The organism is Rhizobium subbaraonis (genome assembly GCF_900220975.1).
GTDB classification, from domain to species: domain Bacteria; phylum Pseudomonadota; class Alphaproteobacteria; order Rhizobiales; family Rhizobiaceae; genus Mycoplana; species Mycoplana subbaraonis.
Genome location: NZ_OBQD01000004.1, coordinates 346,541 through 364,455 on the forward strand (window position 1 = coordinate 346,541; position 17,915 = coordinate 364,455).

Sequence of the window (17,915 nt, forward strand, 5' to 3'; positions counted from 1 at the left end):
TCTCAGCCGATCAGCAATGCGTCGTCGTCCAGCGTCTGGCCGCGCATCTTGCGGAACATCGCGATCAGGTCCTCCACCTGCAGGTTCTTGCGGTTATCGCCTGCAACGTCGAGGACGATCTCGCCGCCGTGCAGCATGACGGTGCGGTGACCGTAGTCGAGCGCCTGGCGCATCGAGTGAGTGACCATCAGCGTCGTCAGCTTGCGCTCCGACACGATCTTCTGCGTCAGGGTCATGATGAATTCGGCCATGCCCGGATCAAGCGCCGCGGTATGTTCGTCGAGCAGCAGCACGTCGGAGCCGGCAAGCGTCGCCATCACCAGCGAAACCGCCTGGCGCTGGCCACCCGAAAGCAGGTCCATGCGGTCGCGCATGCGGTTTTCAAGCCCGAGGTTCAGCTCGGCGATCCGCTCGCGGAAATGTTCCCGGCGGCTCGTCCCGAGTGCCGGCGCAAGGCCGCGCCGTTCGCCGCGCCGTGCGGCGAGCGCCAGGTTTTCCTCGATCGACAGCGCCCCGCAGCTACCCGTCAGCGGGTCCTGGAACACGCGGGCGACCCGTCCGGCGCGCGCGGCCGTCCCCTGTCGTGTCACGTCCGCCGTCCCAATTTTTACCTGCCCCTCCGTCGCGATCACGTCGCCGGCGAGGACGCCGAGCAGCGTCGACTTGCCCGCGCCGTTCGAGCCGATGACGGTGACGAAGGAGCCCTCGTCGATCGTCAGGTCCACGCCGTTGAGCGCCTGCTTTTCCAGCGGCGTGCCGCGGCCGAAGACTACCTTGATTTTGGAGAGCGAGATCACGATGCGGCTCCTCCGCGGCGAAGACGCGGCAGAACCAGCGCCACGGTGACGAGGACCGCCGTCACGAGGTTAAGGTCGGACGCCTGCAGGCCGAGCACGTCGGAGGAAAGCGCAAGCTGGATGGCAATGCGGTAGAGGATCGAGCCGAGAACGCAACCGATCAGTGCCATCAGGATGCCGCGTGCGCCAAACAGCGTCTCGCCGATGATGACGGCAGCAAGGCCGACCACGATCGTGCCGACGCCGGACGTCACGTCGGCAAATCCATTGGTCTGGGCGAAGAGTGCGCCGCCCAGCGCGACCAGCGCGTTCGAAAGCGCGATGCCAAGGTAGATCTGCCGGTCGGTGTTGACGCCCTGCGCCCGCGCCATCCGCGCATTGGCGCCGGTCGCCCGCATCGAAAGCCCCGCGTCGCTCTCGAGGAAGCGCCAGACGAGGAAGACGGCGACGATCACCAGCACGCCGACGAAGAGCGGGCGCACATAGAAATCGCGCAGGCCATGGCCGAAGAACGGGCTCAGCATCGTGTCCGCATTGATCAGCGCGACGTTAGGCTTGCCCATCACGCGCAGGTTGACGGAGAACAGCGCGATCATCGTCAGGATCGAGGCCAGCAGGTTCAGGATCCGGAAGCGAACGTTCAGCATCGCCGTGACGAGGCCGGCGCCTGCACCGGCGACCATCGCCACCGCCGCTGCCAGCCACGGATTGACGCCTGCGATGATCAGCACCGCCGTCACCGCGGCACCCAGCGGGAACGATCCGTCTACGGTCAGGTCGGGGAAATCCAGCACACGGAAGGCGAGGTAGACGCCGATCGCGACGAAGGCATAGACCAGCCCCAGTTCGACGGCACCCCAGAAGGCAATCATGCTCACTGCAACGGTTCTCTCTTCTTGTCCCTCCCGCGAGGACGCGGGACGGGCACTCAACGTATCAACCGCCGTCGGTCTGCCCGGCGGCGGTTGATAACGTCCAAAGCGCCTGGTTCAGCGCGCTAACTCATTCGATGACGTGCGTTGCACGTCCAACGACGGCCTCCGGCAGCGACACGCCCATCTTGGCTGCTGCGGCCTTGTTGACGACCAGATCGGTCCCGGCTGCGACCTTGACCGCGATGTCTCCCGGGTTCTCGCCCTTGAGGATGCGGACCACGATCTCGCCGGTCTGCTTGCCGACGTCCTTGTAGTTGAAGCCGAGTGCGGCGATCGCACCGCGCGACACCGAATCCGTGTCGGCCGTGAACAGCGGCAGCTTGGCTTCTTCGGCAACGGCGACGGCACCTTCCAGCGCCGAAATGATGGTGTTGTCCGTCGGAATGTAGATCGCGTCGGCGCGGCCGACCAGTGCACGGGCGGCACCCTGGACTTCGGCGGACTTCGTGGCTGCGGATTCGACGACCGTCAGGCCGGCCTTCTCCGCTTCGCTCTTCAGCACTGCGAGCAGGGAAACCGAGTTCGCTTCGCCGGAATTGTAGAGATAGCCGATCGTCTTGGCATTCGGCAGGATTTCCTTGATCAGCGCCAGGTGCTCGGCCACCGGCGACATGTCGGAAAGGCCGGTGACATTGCCGCCCGGCTTGTCCATGTCCCTCACCAGCTGCGCGCCGAGCGGATCGGAAACAGCCGTGAAGACGACCGGGATGTCACGGGTCGAGGACACCACTGCCTGCGCGGAAGGCGTGGAGATCGGGACGATGACGTTCGGGCCGTCGCCGGCGAACTGGCGGGCGATCTGCGCAGCGGTCGCCGGATTGCCCTGGGCAGACTGATAGACGAAGGTCAGGTTCTCGCCTTCCTTGTAGCCTGCGGCGGCAAGGGCTTCCTTGACGCCGTCGCGAGCGGCGTCGAGCGCCGGATGCTCGACGATCGCCGTGACGGCAACCGTCACGTCTTCTGCACGGGCAGGAAGTGAAATTGCAACCGTTGCCGCCAACGCAAGCAGAAGTGCGCGCATGAATTGATCTCCTCGAATAATTTTCGAGCAGTTTTTAGGCAATGCAGCCCGCGGAATCAATTCGCGCTCGCTACTACATCAATCAAATTTGTTGACCTGAGTATCTCTTCATCGGTCCGGCACACTAAACATGCGGCAACGGCACGGGCGTCAGTCGTCCTCGCCGTGGCCGGCAATCATCATGGCCTCGTAGGCCATGCGGTCGACCTTGCGCATCCGCTCGGATTCGGACTTCAGCTGGCCGCAGGCTGCAAGAATGTCGCGGCCGCGCGGCGTGCGGATCGGCGAGGCATAGCCTGCCTGGTTGATGAAATCGGCAAACTTCTCGATCTGTTCCCAGTCCGAGCATTGATAGTTCGTGCCGGGCCAGGGGTTGAAGGGAATCAGGTTGATCTTGGCGGGAATGCCCTTCAGGAGCTGCACGAGCAGCTTGGCGTCTTCGAGCGTATCGTTGACGTCCTTCAGCATCACGTATTCGAAGGTGATGCGGCGCGCGTTCGAAAGGCTCGGATAGGCGCGGCAGGCTTCCAGAAGCTCCTTCAGCGGGTACTTCTTGTTGATCGGCACCAGCATGTCGCGCAATTCGTCGCGTACGGCGTGGAGCGAAATCGCCAGCATCACGCCGATCTCCTCGCCGGTGCGATAGATTTCGGGCACGATGCCGGAGGTGGACAGGGTGACGCGCCGCTTCGACAGCGACAGGCCGTCCCCGTCCGTTGCAATCAAAAGCGCCTGCTTGACGTTTTCAAAGTTGTAGAGCGGCTCGCCCATGCCCATCATCACGATGTTGGACACCTTGCGCCCCTCGTTCGGCACGATCGCGCCAGCCGGCGTCTCGCGGTCCGGGAAATCGCCGAGACGGTCGCGAGCGAGAAGCAGCTGGGAGAGGATTTCTTCCGCAGTCAGGTTGCGCACCAGCTTCTGTGTGCCGGTGTGACAGAAGGAACAGGTCAGCGTGCAGCCGACCTGGCTGGAGATGCATAGGGTGCCGCGGCCCTCTTCAGGAATATACACCGTCTCGACTTCGACCGGTCGGCCGGCGCCGCGCGCGGGATAGCGCAGCAGCCATTTGCGCGTGCCGTCGTTGGAGACCTGCTCCTCGACGATCTCGGGACGCGCGATGGTGAAGTGCTGCTTCAGCATCTCTCGCATGTCCTTGGAGACATTGAGCATATGGTCGAAATCGGAAACGCCGCGCACGTAAAGCCAGTGCCAGAGCTGGCTCACCCGCATTTTCACTTGCCGCTCCGAGACGCCTCTCTCGATGAGCGCCCTACCCATGTCTTCCCGGGAAAGGCCGATCAGCGACGGCTTCTCCAAAAGCATCGCGTTGCGCGGCGGCTTCGCGGTCGCAGGCTCCGAGCCGTTCAGAAAATCCAAGGTCGCCATGGCTGCAATCCCGTTACGGCAGGCGTCCCACGTCGCCCTCGGGCCCGCAGTCGCGCCGTCTCTCTATCGTGAAGTCTTCCGAGCCTCCGGCGCAGCAGTTGGCGCGCGGCTCCTTGCGTTGCGTGCGCGTTTAGCATCGTTCGGCGGCAAAGTCACGCGCGGCGCGCCGCATCGCCCGTCCGGCACTGGCGGGGACGATAAGGAAGGCTGCCAAAAAAAGAAAAGGGCCGGTCGAAACCAGCCCTCTCTACATGCGTTTTCAACGCGAAGGCGGTTATGCGCTTTCCTTCGGCGTCAGAACCTGGCGACCGCGGTACATGCCGGTCTTGAGGTCGATATGGTGCGGGCGGCGCAGCTCGCCCGAGTTCTTGTCTTCGATGTAGCTCGGAGCCTTCAGGGCGTCGGCGGAGCGGCGCATGCCACGCTTGGACGGGCTCGTTTTTCTTTTCGGTACAGCCATTTCACTACTCCACTGAACGTGCGAACACGTCAAAGGCCATCTAAAATGGCCGAAAAGACGTGCATCCATCTCGGAAATTTGGCGGGCTTATACATGGCAAATTCCCGCTTGACCAGTCCCTGCGGGGATTTTTTCATTGCCGGTGACGCGGGCGCCTTGCGGCGGAAGGCGTTGCGAGGGCCGGGTCTGTCAGGCCTCGTCTTCCGGCACGATCCAGGTTTCGGCAAGTGCCGCCTCCTGCCACTTCTTCCAGGCCGGGTGCGCCATGACGCGGTCCATGTAGGCGAGCGTGCCCGGATCGCTGGTCAGGAGATAGGCGTGCAAGCGGTTGACGACCGGGGCATACATCGCGTCAGCGGCCGAAAACGCGCCGAACAGGTAGGGGCCGCCGGATCGCTCCAGCGCCTCGCGCCAGATCGCCTCGATGCGGGCGACGTCTTCCATCACCCCCTCCGGAAGCTCGATCGCGCGCTGCGGCCGGCGAATGTTCATCGGGCAGGCGTTGCGAAGTGAACGGAAGCCCGCAAGCATCTCCATCGATATCGAGCGGGCATGCGCGCGCGCTTCGCGGTCCGCTGGCCAGATCCCGGCGCTGGGAAAGAGCTCGGCCACATATTCGATGATGGCCAGCGATTCCCAGATCCGCAGCTTGCCGTGATGCAGCACCGGTACGCGCCCTGTGGGCGAAAGCTCCTTGAAGGCCGGATTGCCGGCCGCGAAATCGAATGGAACGACCCTGTCGGAGAAGGGAATGCCTGCCGCCTCCATGGCGATCCAGGGACGGAACGACCAGGACGAGTAATTCTTGTTGCCGATGTGGAGGACGAGATCGGAGGTGGGGTCTGACATGGCGTGCGGTTCCCTGCGGCTCTATTCGCCGGCAACCGTAAAGACGCTGCTCGGCCGGCGCCAATGAAAAGACATGAACTCACTCATAAAGGCACTTGATATATTCGCCCGACCGGCTGGCGCGCCGTTCGATAACCACGGCGAGACGCTGCAGGCCGCGCCCCGGCTTGCCGGCGTTTCGGTCGATCGGGTTGGGCAGAGACACGGCGAGCAGGGCGGCCTGGCGCCTTGAAAGCTTGCTGGCGGGCACGTCGAAGTGATGCTGCGCGGCCGCCTCGATGCCATAGATCCCGGGCCCCCATTCGGCGACGTTGAGGTAGATCTCCATCAGCCTGCGCTTGCTCCAGATCGTGTCGGCCGCCATCGCAAGCGGCAGCTCCAGCGCCTTTCTCACGAACGATCGGCCGTTCCAGAGGTACAGGTTCTTGACGGTCTGCATCGGAATGGTGCTCGCGCCGCGCGTCGGAGACCCTTCCAGCGCATCGTTGACCACGCCACGCATCTCGCCCCAGTCGACGCCGCCGTGGCGACAGAATTGGCCGTCCTCCGACATCATGACGGACTGGACGAGCACCGGGGCGATGTCCTCGAAGTCGACCCAGCGACGATCGTAGCCCTGCAATGTCACGAGATCGCGCAGCATGAGCGTGGAGACGGGATGAACGAAGCCGATCGCGTAGACGGGTATCAGCAGGTAGGGAAGCACCAGCAGGGCGAGCGCGACGAGCAACGCCTTGCGCCAGCCGCGCCGCAGCCGCCGGCTCACAGTCTCTTTTCCGTCAGCTCCCAGCCCGCCGGCTCCCGGCCCGGCAGCGCCGAGCGTGCCAGTACCGAGCCGGCTGGCGTCGTTGTGCCTGGCATCGAGCCCCGCCTCTGCGCGTCTTTCGGGTGAAATCTCCAAGGGCGGTGTCCGTCCTTTCGCCGTCGTGGGTTTTCATAGCGTCATGCCGCCCGGTTTGCCAGTGGTTGCGGCCAAACTTTGCTGCCTTTGCGGCGGCTATCCAACCTTCGCCGTTGCCTATCATCGCGCCGCATGCCAAAGAGCGGCAATGACCAGCCCTTCAGCCCTTTTCCGCCAGCGCCTGCAATCGAATGCCGTGGCCGTGGAGGCAATGCTTGCGGCCCTTTTGTCCGCCGATACCCAGGCCGGCGAAATCGCGCGGCCCGAACGCCTGCTTTCGGCGATCCGCCATGGCGTGCTGAACGGCGGCAAGCGGCTGCGTCCGTTCCTGGTGATGGAGACGGCGGCCTTGTTCGGCGAAGGTTTTACCGCGCCGGCGCTGCGGGTCGGGGCCGCGCTCGAGTGCATTCATTGCTATTCGCTGGTGCACGACGATCTGCCGGCGATGGACGACGACGACCTCAGGCGCGGCCAGCCAACGGTGCATATCGCCTATGACGAGGCAACGGCGATCCTCGCCGGCGACAGCCTGCTGACGCTGGCATTCGACATCGTTGCCGCACCGGAAACAATGCTGGCCGACCGGCTCAAGACGGCGCTCGTGCTGTCGCTCGCGCGCGCTGCCGGCATCGGCGGCATGGCGGGCGGGCAGGCGCTGGACCTGGCGGCCGAACAGAAGACGCCGGATGCCGAGGGCATCGTGACCCTGCAGGCGATGAAGACCGGCGCGCTGATCCGGTTTGCCTGCGAGGCCGGTGCCATCGTCGCGGATGCGGACGTGGAGGCGCGCAGCCTGTTGCGGCGCTACGGCGAGACCATCGGCCTGGCCTTCCAGCTGGCCGACGACCTGCTCGACCTGACGTCGGACGCTGCGACCATGGGCAAGGCCACCGGCAAGGACGCAGCCCGCGGCAAGGGCACGCTTGTTGCCCTCTACGGGCAGGACTGGGCCGAGGAGCGGCTGAACGAGCTGGTCGGAGCAGCGGAGGCCCTGCTTGCGCCGTTCGGAGAGCGCGGCGCGATCCTGGTCGAGACCGCCCGGTTCGTCGCCAATCGCAGGAGCTGACAGCATGAGCAAATTCTGGTCGCCGATCGTCGCTACGCTGAAACCCTACGTGGCCGGCGAGCAACCGCGCATCGCCGATCTCGTCAAGCTGAACACCAACGAGAACCCCTACGGTCCGTCGCCGAAGGCGATCGCGGCGATGCAGGAGGCCGTGTCGGACAGCCTGCGGCTTTATCCCGACCCGACCGCGCTCGCCCTGCGGCAGGCAATCGCGCGGACCTATGCGGTGGAGCCGGATGAGGTCTTCGTCGGTAACGGGTCCGACGAGGTGCTGGCGCACGCCTTTGCGGCGCTCCTCAAGCACGACAAGCCGCTGCTCTATCCCGACATCACCTACAGCTTCTATCCGACCTATTGCGGCCTGTTCGGCATCGAAGCCGTCGAGGTGCCGCTCAAGGACGATTTTACGATCGACCTGGCCGACTATGACCGGCCCTGCGGCGCGATCATCCTGCCCAACCCGAATGCGCCGACGGGGATCGGCCTGCCAATCGCCGCGATCGAGGCGCTGGTGGCGGTGCATCCCGATCAGCCCGTCGTGATCGACGAGGCCTATATCGACTTCGGCGGCGAGAGCGCGATCCCGTTGACGCGCAAGTACGACAACCTGCTGGTCGTCCACACGCTGTCGAAGTCCCGCTCGCTCGCCGGCCTGCGGGTCGGCTACGCCATCGGCCAGCGGCCGCTGATCGAGGCGTTGGAACGGGTGAAGGACAGTTTCAACTCCTATCCCCTGGATCGCGTGGCGCAGGCGGGTGCTGCAGCGGCGATCGAGGATGTCGCCTGGTTCGACGACACGCGGGGCAAGGTGATCGAGCAGCGTGAGCGCGTCACCGGCGCGCTGCGTCAGCGCGGCTTCGAAGTGCTGCCCTCGCAGGCGAACTTCGTCTTCGCCAGACATCCCGATCATGGCGGTGCGGACATCGCGAAAGGGTTGCGCGAGCGCGCCGTCCTGGTGCGGCACTTCGCCAAGCCGCGCATCTCCGATTTCCTGCGTATCACGATCGGCACGCCTGAGGAATGCGACAGGCTGGTGGCCGCTCTCGACGAGATCGTCTAAGGGCGGGCCGGCAGCCTGATGTGACCGTGCAGTCGCCGCCTCGTCGCCGATGTTGCGCTGAGCGTCGGCGGTGAATTATGCCGAACGAGGATTGCGGAGGTTCAAACGGTGCAAGAGATCCTGCCCTTTTTGCCGCAGCTTGCTGTCGGCTGGACGGCCTATCTGATCGCCACGGCTTCCCCCGGCCCGGCGATCCTTGCGATCATCGCGACATCGGTCGGCCAGGGTGGTAAGGCGGGTTTGGCGCTGGCATTCGGCGTGCTGACCGGTTCCTACTTCTGGGCGATGCTGACTGCATCGGGACTGTCCGCGCTCGTGCGGGCCTACGGGCATGCGATCATCGTGCTGAAGATCGCGGGCGGGCTCTATCTGCTCTGGCTTGCCTGGAATGCCATGCGATCGGCGATGCGCGACGGCGCGGCCTATAATGCACGGCAGGTCCTGGCTACACTTTCATTGCGCAAGCAATATCTGAAGGGGCTCGGCATCCACCTGACCAATCCGAAGGCGATTTTCAGCTGGATCATGCTGACCTCGCTCGGCATGCCGGCCGGCGCGCCGTCTTGGACCATGGCCGTCTTCATCGGCGGCTGCATGATGATCGGGCTTGTGACCTTCATCGGGTTTGCGCTGGTGTTCTCGCTGGCGCCGGTGCACCGTGCCTACCTGCGCTCGCGCCGGGTGATCGAGGGCGCGATGGCGGCGTTCTTCGCCTTTGCCGGGTTCAAGCTTCTGACGGCGCGGATCTGACTATTCCGCCGCCGCCTGGCCCTTGCCGAAGCGCTGCTCGATATAGTCGGTGACGAGCGCTTCGAAATCGCCGGCGATATTGGTGCCGCGCAGCGTCATCGCCTTCTTGCCGTCGATGTAGACGGGTGCGGCCGGCAGTTCGCCGGTACCGGGCAGCGAGATGCCGATGTCGGCGTGCTTGCTCTCGCCCGGGCCGTTGACGATGCAACCCATCACGGCGACCTTCAGCGCTTCCACGCCCGGATATTTCTCGCGCCAGACCGGCATGTTCTTGCGGATGTCGTCCTGGATCTTCTGGGCGAGCTCCTGGAACACCGTCGAAGTCGTGCGGCCGCAACCGGGACATGCGGCAACGACCGGCACAAACTGGCGAAAACCCATCACCTGCAGCAGTTCCTGCGCCACCTGCACCTCGCGGGTGCGGTCGCCGCCCGGCTCGGGGGTCAGCGAGATGCGGATCGTGTCGCCGATCCCCTGCTGCATCAGGATGCCGAGCGAGGCCGACGAGGCGACGATGCCCTTGGTGCCCATGCCGGCCTCGGTCAGGCCGAGATGCAGCGCATGGTCGGAACGGGCCGAAAGCATGGCGTAAACGGCGATCAGGTCCTGGACGTTGCTGACCTTGGCCGACAGGATGATGCGGTGGCGCGGCAGGCCGATCTCCTCGGCAAGCTCGGCGGAGAGAAGCGCAGACGCGCAGATCGCCTCGCGCATGACCTGCTGGGCGGTGAGCGGAAAGCCCTTGGCCTGGTTGTCGTCCATCATCCGGGTCAGCAGTTCCTGGTCCAGCGAACCCCAGTTGACGCCGATGCGCACCGGCTTGTCGTAGCGGATCGCGGTCTCCACGATCGCGCCGAACTGCTTGTCCTTCTTGTCCTTGAAGCCGACATTGCCGGGGTTGATGCGATACTTGGCCAGCGCCTCGGCGCAGGCGGGGTGATCGGCGAGCAGCTTGTGGCCGATATAGTGGAAGTCGCCGACGAGCGGCACGTCCATGCCCAGTCGCAAGAGACGCTCGCGGATCTTCGGCACGGCGGCTGCGCTCTCGTCTCGATCGACGGTGATGCGGACGATCTCCGAGCCCGCGCGGTAAAGAGCTGCGACCTGTGCCACCGTGGCGTCCACGTCGGCCGTATCGGTGTTGGTCATCGATTGGACGACAACAGGTGCCCCGCCGCCGACCATGACGCCACCGACGTCGACGCCGACGGACTGGCGGCGCGGTTTTGGCTCGAAATCGAAGGAGAAGGACATGGCTGCCTCGTCGTGGCCTTGCTGCTCGCCCGTCAGCGGACGACGGCAACGGAATCCGGGATTGTCACCATTCAGGTGGAGCAGGAAATGTGGCTTGTCAACTGCCGCGCCGGCATTGACGGCGAGTTGATGGCGGGCGATCCCTACCGCTCGACGGCTGCCGCCACGAGCCGGCCGAGATCCGTGATCGCCCGTTCTGCGTCACCGAGCGAGACCATACGCATCTTGATCCCCTCCATGGTGTCGATGATCAGGCGTGCGAGGCTTTCCGGATCAAGGCTGCTCGCCGTGAAATCGATTCGCCCTGCTTGTGCCTCCGCGGCGAAGGCTGTTGAGAACGCCGCCTCCGCTCCCTGCATCCAGTCGGCAAAGAGATCGGATGCGATCTCCTTGTTGACGCCCAGCAGTTCATCCCCGTGGGGAGAATCGCTGATCAGGCGGTGGGGGGAAAGAAAGGCGCCGTCGAGGGCGGTGGCGAGCTTGTCCTTGAACGCGCCCTCGCCGGCGAAGGCGGTTTCGATCGCCTTCAGCGTCGTCTGCTTCATCAGGGCCACATAGGCGCGGAATATGTCGGCCTTGCTGTCGAAGTGCTGGTACAGGCCGGGGCGGGAAAGCCCAGCGGCGTTGGCAATGTCGCTCATGCTGGTGCGACGGAAGCCGTAGGTGACGAAGACCTTGAAGGCGGCCTGCAGGATGACGTCGCGGCGCGGATCTTCGTTCTTCGCTTCCATGTTTTGACGTTCTGACATTTTCTGTTATTTTGTCAAAGGGTATCGAATTCCGGCAAAAACCTATCACATACAAAGACACGCGGAAAAGCCGGTATACTGTCTGCAAAGCTTGCGAGGATGCGACGATGAAGCTGAACGTCAATGGCAGGGACCACGATATCGAGGTCGAGCCCGAAATGCCGCTGCTCTGGGTCTTGCGTGACAAGCTTTCCATCCTCGGCCCCAAATTCGGTTGCGGCATCGCCCAATGCGGGGCGTGCACGGTCTTTCTGGACGGTGAGCCGGTACGCTCCTGTTCGGTAACGGTCGGCGAGGTGTCCGGCGCGGTGACGACCATCGAGGGGCTGATGCCCGATGGCCGGATGCATCCTGTCCAGCAGGCATGGATCGACGAACAGGTCGCCCAGTGCGGATACTGTCAGGCGGGCCAGATCATGACCGCCGTGGCGCTGCTCGAGGCGATTCCAAATCCGAGCGACGAGGAGATCGATAACGCCATGTCCGGCAATCTCTGTCGTTGCGGCACCTATCCGCGCATTCGCGCAGCCATCAAGCGCGCGGCCAGCGCCAATGCGGGAGCGTGACCATGGGAACGCTCGGAAAGATCGCGCGGCGCACCTTCCTGATCGGAACCGGTCTCGTCGCCGGTGGACTGGCCGTCGGCTATTACTATTATCGCCGTCCCTATCCGAATCCGCTCGAGGGCGAGCTGACGGACGGCGAGGTGACCTTCAATCCCTACGTCAAGATCGCGCCCGACAATTCCATCACCCTTGTCGCCCCGCGCGCCGAGATGGGGCAGGGGGTTTCCACGACACTGGCCGCCCTCGTCGCCGAGGAGCTGGACGTCCGCCTGGACCAGGTGACCGTCGAGCATGGGCCGGCGGGCCACGCCTATGCGAACACGACGATGCTGGAGGAGGGGGTGCCGTTCCCGCACTTCGACGAATCGACCATCGCCGAGCTGATGCGGTCGGGGATGGCGGTTGCCGGCAAGTTCCTGGGCCTGCAAGGAACGGGCGGGTCCACCTCGATCGTCGACGGCTATTACAGGATGCGGCAGGCGGGTGCGGCAGCGCGTGAGGTATTGAAGCTTGCGGCGGCGAAGCGGCTCGGCGTGGAGCCCGGCACGCTCTGGACGTCCGACGGCGTGATCACCGATCCTGCGTCCGGCAAGATCCTCACCTACGGCGAGGTGGCTGCCGAGGCGGCAGCCCTTGCGCCGCCATCTGAGATCCGGTTGCGCGACAAGGCAGACTGGAAGATCCTCGGCAAGCCGCAGAAGCGGATCGACATGCGCGCCAAGGTGACCGGGGCGCCGATCTTTGGCATCGACGTGCGCCTGCCGGAGATGCTGTTTGCGACGTTGCGCATGAACCCCTACCGCGGCGGCCCGATTGTGGGGCTCGATGCGGGTGCGGCCGAAAAGATGCGCGGCGTGGTCAAGGTGATCAGGCTGGAAACCGGCATCGCCAACGGTTTCGCGGTGATTGCGGACAATACCTGGCGGGCGTTTCAGGCGGCGGACGCGGTTCAGGCCGAATGGGGCAAGGGCGCCTACCCCCCTGATGATGCCGGCATTTTCGATGCGTTCGACCAGGCGCTCCGGAGCGGCGACGCCAGCTACGGGCGCGACGACGGCAATGTCGAGACGGCATTCGCCGATGCGCCGCGCGAGCGGATCGTCGAAGCGGAGTACCGCGTGCCCTATCTTGCGCACGCGACGATGGAGCCGATGAATGCTACCGCGCAGCTGAAGGACGGCCGGCTCGACATCTGGGCACCGAACCAGATGCCGACGCTGATCCGCCAGCTCGCCGCGAAGGCCGTCGGGATCGAGACGGAGAACTGTTTCGTCCACACCACCTATCTCGGCGGCGGCTTCGGCCGGCGCAGCGACGTCGACTATGCAATCTACGCGGCGCTGGTGGCAAAGGAGACGGAAGGCAGGCCGGTTCAGGTCACGTGGACACGGGAAGAGGACACGCAGCAGGACATGTACCGTCCGGCGGCCGTCGGTCGCTTCCGCGCCCGCCTGGGTGAGGACGGCCTTCCGGTTGCCATCGACATGCGCATCGCCGCGCCGTCCATCATCGCCAGCATCCTGCCGCGCTACTTTCCGAGCCTCTCGCCCATCGGGCCGGACAAGTCGATCACCGACGGTTCGGCGAACCAGCCCTATACGATCGCCAACTATCGCGTGGGCGGCGTCAAGGCGCCGGTCGCGATCCCGGTCGGCTTCTGGCGCTCGGTCGGCAACTCCTTCAACGGCTTCTTCCACGAAGGTTTTCTCGACGAGATCGCCGTGGCCGGGAAGCTGGATCCGCTGGACATGCGCCGCAAGCTGATGGCGGCCTATCCGACCGCCATCAACGTCGTCGACAAGGTCGCGGCGATGTCCCGCTGGGGCGAGACGCTGCCTGCGGGCAAGGCGAAGGGCTTTGCCTTCACGCTTTCCTTCGGCACCTGGGTCGCCCAGGTGGTGCAGGTCGCCGACGTCGGCGGCAGGATCAGGATCGAAAAGGTCTGGTGCGCCGCCGATCCCGGCCAGGTCATGGATCCCGCGATCTTCGAGGCGCAGATGATGTCCGGGATCGTCTATGGCCTGTCGTCGGCGATCGGCGAGGAGATCACCTTTGCCGACGGCGCCGCCCAGCAGTCGAACTTTCATGACTACGGGCCGATGCGGATGTTCCAGTGTCCGCAGATCGAAGTCGGTCTGCTTGAGACGGCGCATCGCATGGGCGGAGCGGGCGAACCCGGCACGCCGCCGGCGATCGCGGCGCTTGCGAATGCCGTCCATGCCCTGACCGGAAAGCGCATCCGCTCGATGCCGCTGTCGAAGGAAGTGGAGTTCGTATGATACGCAGGCACGTCTACGTTATAGGCCTTGCAGCCGCGACCCTGTGTCTCCCCACCGCCACCGCCGGCGCACAGGATGCAGGGCTCGAAGCCTGGCAGAAGATCTACAGCGTCTTTTCGCACCCCCGCTGCGCCAACTGCCATGTCGAGGACGAGCGTCCGCGCTGGTCCGGCGCTCACTATGGCGCAACCCGCGTTCACGGCATGAATGTTCAGCGCGGTCCTGATGGCTTCGGCAATGCCGGCATGCGCTGCGTCACCTGTCATCAGCAGGACAATGCCGCTCAGCTGCATGGACCGCCGGGCGCGCATGGTTGGCATCTGGCGCCGAAGGAGATGGTCTGGTGGCAGAAATCCTCGCAGGAGATCTGCGAGCAGGTGAAGGATCCCGCGCGCAACGGCAACCGCACCCTGGAAGAAATCGCAACCCATGTGCGCGACGACGGGCTCGTCGCCTGGGGCTGGGCGCCCGGCAACGGACGCGAGCCTGCGCCGGGATCGGCACAGGAGACCTACCTGCTACTGCAGCAGTGGGCCGCCGCCGGAGCACCCTGCCCGGCGGAGTGATCGCGCGAAGCCGGCAACCGCCCGGGGTCAGTCCTTCTGCCGGACGTCGGCGTGGACGGCATGGCGGGAAAGAAACAGCACAACCAGGAGCAGGACGGGCAGGGTTGAGAATACCCAGGCGAAGCTCGTATGCTCGGCGATGAAGCCGATGGTGGAAGGGGCGAAGAGCGAACCGGAGTAGCCCATCACGGTCGCCACCGACAACGCCACGCCCTGGGCGAAGCCCGGCAGGTTACCGGCCGCGGAGAAGGCGATCGGGACCATGTTGGAAATCCCGATGCCGCAGACGGCGAAACCCGCCATTGCAACATAGGCGTTCGGTGCGAAGCCCGCGATCACCATTCCGACGATCGCAAGTAACGTGGAGACGCGCAGCGTCGTCACCGCACCGAACCGGTCGCGCACGTGATCGCCGGCAAAGCGCATGATCGCCATGGTGGCCGAGAATGCGCCGAAGGCGAAGCCGGAGAGCGCCAGCGATGCGCCGAGTTCGTCGCGCATGTAGAGCGCGCCCCAGTCGAGGATGGAGCCTTCCGGGACCATGCTGAAAAGCGCCATCAGGCCGATCAGCCAGGGCAATGGCGTCAAGGGCAGGCGCGCCTTCTGACGGCCTTCGGCGGCATGGGGCTTGTCCGGCAGGATCGAGGTCCAGACGGCGGCGAGGGCGGCAAGGGCGATCACCGTCAGCAGGAGGGCGTGACCGAAGGTGCCGATCGTCTCGATCAGGAAGCCGCCGGTGGTGGCCCCGAAAAACGCACCGAGGCTCCAGAAGGCGTGACACGAGGACATGATCGCGCGCCGCATCGATTTTTCCACCTCGACGGCGTTCGCATTCATCGCGATATCCATCGCGCCGGTCAGCCCGCCGAATAGGAAGAGGGCGCCCGCCCCGGTCCAGATGTTTGGGGCGACCGACAGGAGAATGAGGGTTGGCAGGAACACAAGCGTCGCCGCCTTCAGCGAGCGCGACGCGCCCAGATGGGCGATCAGAATTCCGGCAAGCGGCATGAGAATGAGGGAGCCGATGCCGAAGCCGACGATCATCAGGCCGAGCTGGGTTTCGCTGAGCGAAAGGCGGCTGGCGAATTCGGGTATCTTCGTCGACCAGGCGCCCATGTAGGTGCCGTTCAGCAGGAACAGCGCCGAGACGGCGATCCGTGCGGCGGGAAAATAGGTCGAACGGGGTGCGGTCGAGGTCGCGGCGTTGTCTTGAATGCTCATCGTGATTTCCAGTTTCCCAGGCGCCGTCTTGATGCGCCGCATACGGTATCGTTCCGGCGTGAAAGCTATGAAGCGGCGTTGTTTCTCGTACGCCTGACGGGGCGTGCGGCCGGGGGACCAGCTTGCGTGATCCGTAAACCGGCCGCGGCAAATTCATCGGCCTCCCGCCCGTCCGCGTCCGCTTCGAACACGGCATGGTCAAGGCGGGAGAGCGCGACGACGGAGTAGGGGGCGGCCATGGCCAGCTTGTCGTTGGTGACGGCAGTCAGGACCGTCCGGCTGCGAAGCGCCACGAACCGCTTGAATTCGGCCTCTTCGAAACTGAAGGCCGTGACGCCCGCGTCGGGATGCAGGCCGCAGGCCCCGAGAATGCAGAGGTCCGGGCGCAGCGCCTCGGCATCGAGCAGGGCCTTGGCACCGGCCGCCGCGCCGGTCTTCCTGTCGATCGGTCCGCCGATCTGAATGACGTCAATCCCTGTGTTTTCGATCAGCGCCGCCGCGATCGCCGGCGCATTCGTCGCGACGGTCAGTTGCCGGTCTGCCGGAAGCGCCCGGGCGATCGCGAGGTTGGTGCTGCCGGAATCGAGGAAGATGGCGGAGCCTGCGGCCACGAACGGCACGACGGCGCGCGCCAGCGCATCCTTGCGCTCGGCGTCGCTGCCTGCGCGTTCGCTGAATGGGGTTTCCGCGGCCGGCGGCAGTGCGCCGCCATAGACCCGGCGGCAAAGACCGGCTGCGGCCATCTCGCGCAGGTCGCGGCGGATCGTGTCTTCCGAGACGCCAAGTTCGGCGGCAAGGTCTGCGGCGATAACGCGACCGTGCAGGGCAAGCCGTTTCTCAATAAGGGTCTGGCGCTCCCCGAGCAGCAAATCCAGAACTGACATCGCCCCTCCAATCGTGCATCAATATGCGCAAATATGCACAATCGTGTATACGGATCAAGAAGAGATTTGCCTGCTGCATGGGCTGTGTTCCGGAAAGCGCGATCCTCCGTGCCCGTGCCGCAACGAAAAACCCCGCCGGAACCGGCGGGGTCCAATGCCTCACAGTGCTGTTCGATCGAACCGAAGCCTGCTTACTCGTTGCGGTTTCCGAGGAAGCGCAGCATGAACAGGAACAGGTTGATGAAGTCGAGGTAGAGCGTCAGGGCGCCCATGATCGCCTTGCGACCGGCAACCGCTACCTCGTCTGCTTCGTAGTACATTTCCTTGATCTTCTGCGTATCCCAGGCCGTCAGGCCGGCGAAGACGAGAACGCCGATCGCGGAGATCGCGAAATCGAGAGCCGAAGACTGCAGGAAGATATTGACGAGCGAGGCGATGATCAGGCCGAACAGACCCATCACCATGAACGAGCCCATGGCGGAGAGATCGCGTTTCGTCGTGTAGCCGTACAGCGACAGGGCGCCGAAGGCCGCAGCCGTTACGAAGAAGGTCTGCGCGATGCTGGCACTGGTGTAGATCATGAAGATCGACGACAGCGACAGGCCCATCAGGCCGGCATAGACCCAGAAGGTCATCTGTGCGGCGGCAACGCTCATCGTATGGATGCGGAAGCTCAGGAAGAACACCAGCGCCAGCGGAGCGAGCATTACGACCCACTTCAGCGGGCTGACGTAGATCGCCTGACCGAACGCGGTCAGCTGGCCGCCCGAGAAGGCAGCCTGCGATGCGAAGAACGCGACGACGCCGGTGATCGCAAGCCCCAATGCCATCAGGTTGTAAACCTTCAGCATATAGGCGCGAAGCCCCTCGTCGACGACCGCACCGGCCTGTGCGCCGGCGTTCGTCATTCGCGTCTGGTAATTGCGAAAATCAGCCATTTTTTCCTCTCAAAAGCCCCGTTAGTTGCTACGGTGTCGGGTATCCCGCCTTATCCACTCAGGATCGCGGTATCTTTCGGACTGATCGGTCCAGGACCAGACTCAGCCCGCACACCCAGGCGCCGCTGCGGGGCTCCAGCATGCCTGTCGACAATATGAGGATGAACACGGCCGACTACAAGTGGCAATAGGCCGCTACCGATCAAATTCATGCGAGGTGACGGCCTGAA

The 17,915-nt window shown here is 64.6% G+C and carries 18 protein-coding genes; 6 read left to right on the forward strand and 12 right to left on the reverse strand.

Annotation, left to right across the window (positions count from 1 at the left end; genetic code table 11):
* Nucleotides 1–2: 2 nt before the first annotated feature.
* From CRO48_RS08065 to CRO48_RS08095, 7 genes are all read right to left on the reverse strand, one after another.
* A complete protein-coding gene (locus CRO48_RS08065; protein WP_097137956.1) occupies nucleotides 3–797 on the reverse strand; it encodes an ABC transporter ATP-binding protein in 795 nt (264 codons plus the stop codon).
* Nucleotides 794–1,675: an ABC transporter permease gene (locus CRO48_RS08070; protein ID WP_097137957.1), complete on the reverse strand. Its 882-nt coding sequence runs from the start codon at nucleotides 1,673–1,675 to the stop codon at nucleotides 794–796. The genes CRO48_RS08065 and CRO48_RS08070 overlap by 4 nt, the downstream gene beginning before the upstream one ends.
* Before the next feature lie 124 nt (nucleotides 1,676–1,799).
* Complete coding sequence (locus CRO48_RS08075) at nucleotides 1,800–2,753, reverse strand: ABC transporter substrate-binding protein (RefSeq protein ID WP_097137959.1); 954 nt, start codon at nucleotides 2,751–2,753, stop codon at nucleotides 1,800–1,802.
* Nucleotides 2,754–2,903: 150 nt separating this feature from the next.
* A complete protein-coding gene (gene rlmN, locus CRO48_RS08080; RefSeq protein ID WP_245423464.1) occupies nucleotides 2,904–4,079 on the reverse strand; it encodes a 23S rRNA (adenine(2503)-C(2))-methyltransferase RlmN in 1,176 nt (391 codons plus the stop codon).
* 337 nt (nucleotides 4,080–4,416) lie between these two features.
* Nucleotides 4,417–4,602 (reverse strand): 50S ribosomal protein L32, encoded by a 186-nt coding sequence (rpmF, locus tag CRO48_RS08085; protein ID WP_097137963.1) that lies wholly within the window; start codon nucleotides 4,600–4,602, stop codon nucleotides 4,417–4,419.
* Between the two features lie 189 nt (nucleotides 4,603–4,791).
* Nucleotides 4,792–5,451 carry a glutathione S-transferase family protein gene (locus tag CRO48_RS08090; RefSeq protein ID WP_097137965.1) on the reverse strand — a complete coding sequence of 220 codons (660 nt, stop codon included), beginning with the start codon at nucleotides 5,449–5,451 and terminating at the stop codon, nucleotides 4,792–4,794.
* Nucleotides 5,452–5,530: 79 nt separating this feature from the next.
* Nucleotides 5,531–6,217 carry a biosynthetic peptidoglycan transglycosylase gene (locus tag CRO48_RS08095; RefSeq protein WP_407071901.1) on the reverse strand — a complete coding sequence of 229 codons (687 nt, stop codon included), beginning with the start codon at nucleotides 6,215–6,217 and terminating at the stop codon, nucleotides 5,531–5,533.
* Nucleotides 6,218–6,500: 283 nt separating this feature from the next.
* Here CRO48_RS08095 and CRO48_RS08100 point away from each other — a divergent pair, with 283 nt between their 5' ends.
* From CRO48_RS08100 to CRO48_RS08110, 3 genes are all read left to right on the forward strand, one after another.
* Complete coding sequence (locus tag CRO48_RS08100; RefSeq protein WP_102026001.1) at nucleotides 6,501–7,418, forward strand: polyprenyl synthetase family protein; 918 nt, start codon at nucleotides 6,501–6,503, stop codon at nucleotides 7,416–7,418.
* Nucleotides 7,419–7,422: 4 nt separating this feature from the next.
* A complete protein-coding gene (hisC, locus tag CRO48_RS08105) occupies nucleotides 7,423–8,478 on the forward strand; it encodes a histidinol-phosphate transaminase (RefSeq protein WP_097137967.1) in 1,056 nt (351 codons plus the stop codon).
* Between the two features lie 108 nt (nucleotides 8,479–8,586).
* Complete coding sequence (locus tag CRO48_RS08110) at nucleotides 8,587–9,228, forward strand: LysE family translocator (protein WP_097137969.1); 642 nt, start codon at nucleotides 8,587–8,589, stop codon at nucleotides 9,226–9,228.
* Here the strand turns inward: CRO48_RS08110 and ispG are convergent, their stop codons facing one another.
* Nucleotides 9,229–10,482 (reverse strand): flavodoxin-dependent (E)-4-hydroxy-3-methylbut-2-enyl-diphosphate synthase, encoded by a 1,254-nt coding sequence (gene ispG, locus CRO48_RS08115; protein ID WP_097137971.1) that lies wholly within the window; start codon nucleotides 10,480–10,482, stop codon nucleotides 9,229–9,231.
* Nucleotides 10,483–10,625: 143 nt separating this feature from the next.
* Nucleotides 10,626–11,213, reverse strand: a complete 588-nt coding sequence (locus CRO48_RS08120; RefSeq protein ID WP_176526687.1) for a TetR/AcrR family transcriptional regulator — start codon at nucleotides 11,211–11,213, stop codon at nucleotides 10,626–10,628.
* Between the two features lie 125 nt (nucleotides 11,214–11,338).
* Here CRO48_RS08120 and CRO48_RS08125 point away from each other — a divergent pair, with 125 nt between their 5' ends.
* The 3 genes from CRO48_RS08125 to CRO48_RS08135 are packed head-to-tail and all read left to right on the forward strand — an operon-like array spanning nucleotide 11,339 to nucleotide 14,642.
* Nucleotides 11,339–11,797, forward strand: a complete 459-nt coding sequence (locus CRO48_RS08125) for a (2Fe-2S)-binding protein (protein WP_097137975.1) — start codon at nucleotides 11,339–11,341, stop codon at nucleotides 11,795–11,797.
* A gap of 2 nt (nucleotides 11,798–11,799) precedes the next feature.
* On the forward strand, nucleotides 11,800–14,076 hold the full coding sequence (locus CRO48_RS08130) for a xanthine dehydrogenase family protein molybdopterin-binding subunit (protein ID WP_097137977.1): 2,277 nt from the start codon (nucleotides 11,800–11,802) through the stop codon (nucleotides 14,074–14,076).
* On the forward strand, nucleotides 14,073–14,642 hold the full coding sequence (locus CRO48_RS08135; protein ID WP_210201983.1) for a hypothetical protein: 570 nt from the start codon (nucleotides 14,073–14,075) through the stop codon (nucleotides 14,640–14,642). Before CRO48_RS08130 ends, CRO48_RS08135 begins: the two co-directional genes overlap by 4 nt.
* Nucleotides 14,643–14,669: 27 nt before the next feature.
* On the opposite strand, the gene CRO48_RS08140 is transcribed toward CRO48_RS08135, so the two are convergent.
* From CRO48_RS08140 to CRO48_RS08150, 3 genes are all read right to left on the reverse strand, one after another.
* Nucleotides 14,670–15,863, reverse strand: a complete 1,194-nt coding sequence (locus tag CRO48_RS08140; protein WP_097138085.1) for an MFS transporter — start codon at nucleotides 15,861–15,863, stop codon at nucleotides 14,670–14,672.
* Nucleotides 15,864–15,928: 65 nt separating this feature from the next.
* Nucleotides 15,929–16,747 carry a DeoR/GlpR family DNA-binding transcription regulator gene (locus tag CRO48_RS08145; protein WP_097137979.1) on the reverse strand — a complete coding sequence of 273 codons (819 nt, stop codon included), beginning with the start codon at nucleotides 16,745–16,747 and terminating at the stop codon, nucleotides 15,929–15,931.
* A 191-nt stretch (nucleotides 16,748–16,938) separates the two neighbouring features.
* Nucleotides 16,939–17,685: a Bax inhibitor-1/YccA family protein gene (locus CRO48_RS08150; protein WP_097137981.1), complete on the reverse strand. Its 747-nt coding sequence runs from the start codon at nucleotides 17,683–17,685 to the stop codon at nucleotides 16,939–16,941.
* Between the last annotated feature and the right edge of the window lie 230 nt (nucleotides 17,686–17,915).

Coding starts and splice junctions, on each gene's coding strand:
- CRO48_RS08075 (WP_097137959.1), bottom strand. CDS start 2,753: ATGCGCGCACTTCTGCTTGCGTTGGCGGCAACGGTTGCAATTTCACTT.
- rlmN (WP_245423464.1), bottom strand. CDS start 4,079: ATGCTTTTGGAGAAGCCGTCGCTGATCGGCCTTTCCCGGGAAGACATG.
- rpmF (WP_097137963.1), bottom strand. CDS start 4,602: ATGGCTGTACCGAAAAGAAAAACGAGCCCGTCCAAGCGTGGCATGCGC.
- CRO48_RS08090 (WP_097137965.1), bottom strand. CDS start 5,451: ATGTCAGACCCCACCTCCGATCTCGTCCTCCACATCGGCAACAAGAAT.
- CRO48_RS08100 (WP_102026001.1), top strand. CDS start 6,501: ATGACCAGCCCTTCAGCCCTTTTCCGCCAGCGCCTGCAATCGAATGCC.
- hisC (WP_097137967.1), top strand. CDS start 7,423: ATGAGCAAATTCTGGTCGCCGATCGTCGCTACGCTGAAACCCTACGTG.
- ispG (WP_097137971.1), bottom strand. CDS start 10,482: ATGTCCTTCTCCTTCGATTTCGAGCCAAAACCGCGCCGCCAGTCCGTC.
- CRO48_RS08120 (WP_176526687.1), bottom strand. CDS start 11,213: ATGGAAGCGAAGAACGAAGATCCGCGCCGCGACGTCATCCTGCAGGCC.
- CRO48_RS08125 (WP_097137975.1), top strand. CDS start 11,339: ATGAAGCTGAACGTCAATGGCAGGGACCACGATATCGAGGTCGAGCCC.
- CRO48_RS08130 (WP_097137977.1), top strand. CDS start 11,800: ATGGGAACGCTCGGAAAGATCGCGCGGCGCACCTTCCTGATCGGAACC.
- CRO48_RS08135 (WP_210201983.1), top strand. CDS start 14,073: ATGATACGCAGGCACGTCTACGTTATAGGCCTTGCAGCCGCGACCCTG.
- CRO48_RS08140 (WP_097138085.1), bottom strand. CDS start 15,863: ATGAGCATTCAAGACAACGCCGCGACCTCGACCGCACCCCGTTCGACC.
- CRO48_RS08145 (WP_097137979.1), bottom strand. CDS start 16,747: ATGTCAGTTCTGGATTTGCTGCTCGGGGAGCGCCAGACCCTTATTGAG.
- CRO48_RS08150 (WP_097137981.1), bottom strand. CDS start 17,685: ATGGCTGATTTTCGCAATTACCAGACGCGAATGACGAACGCCGGCGCA.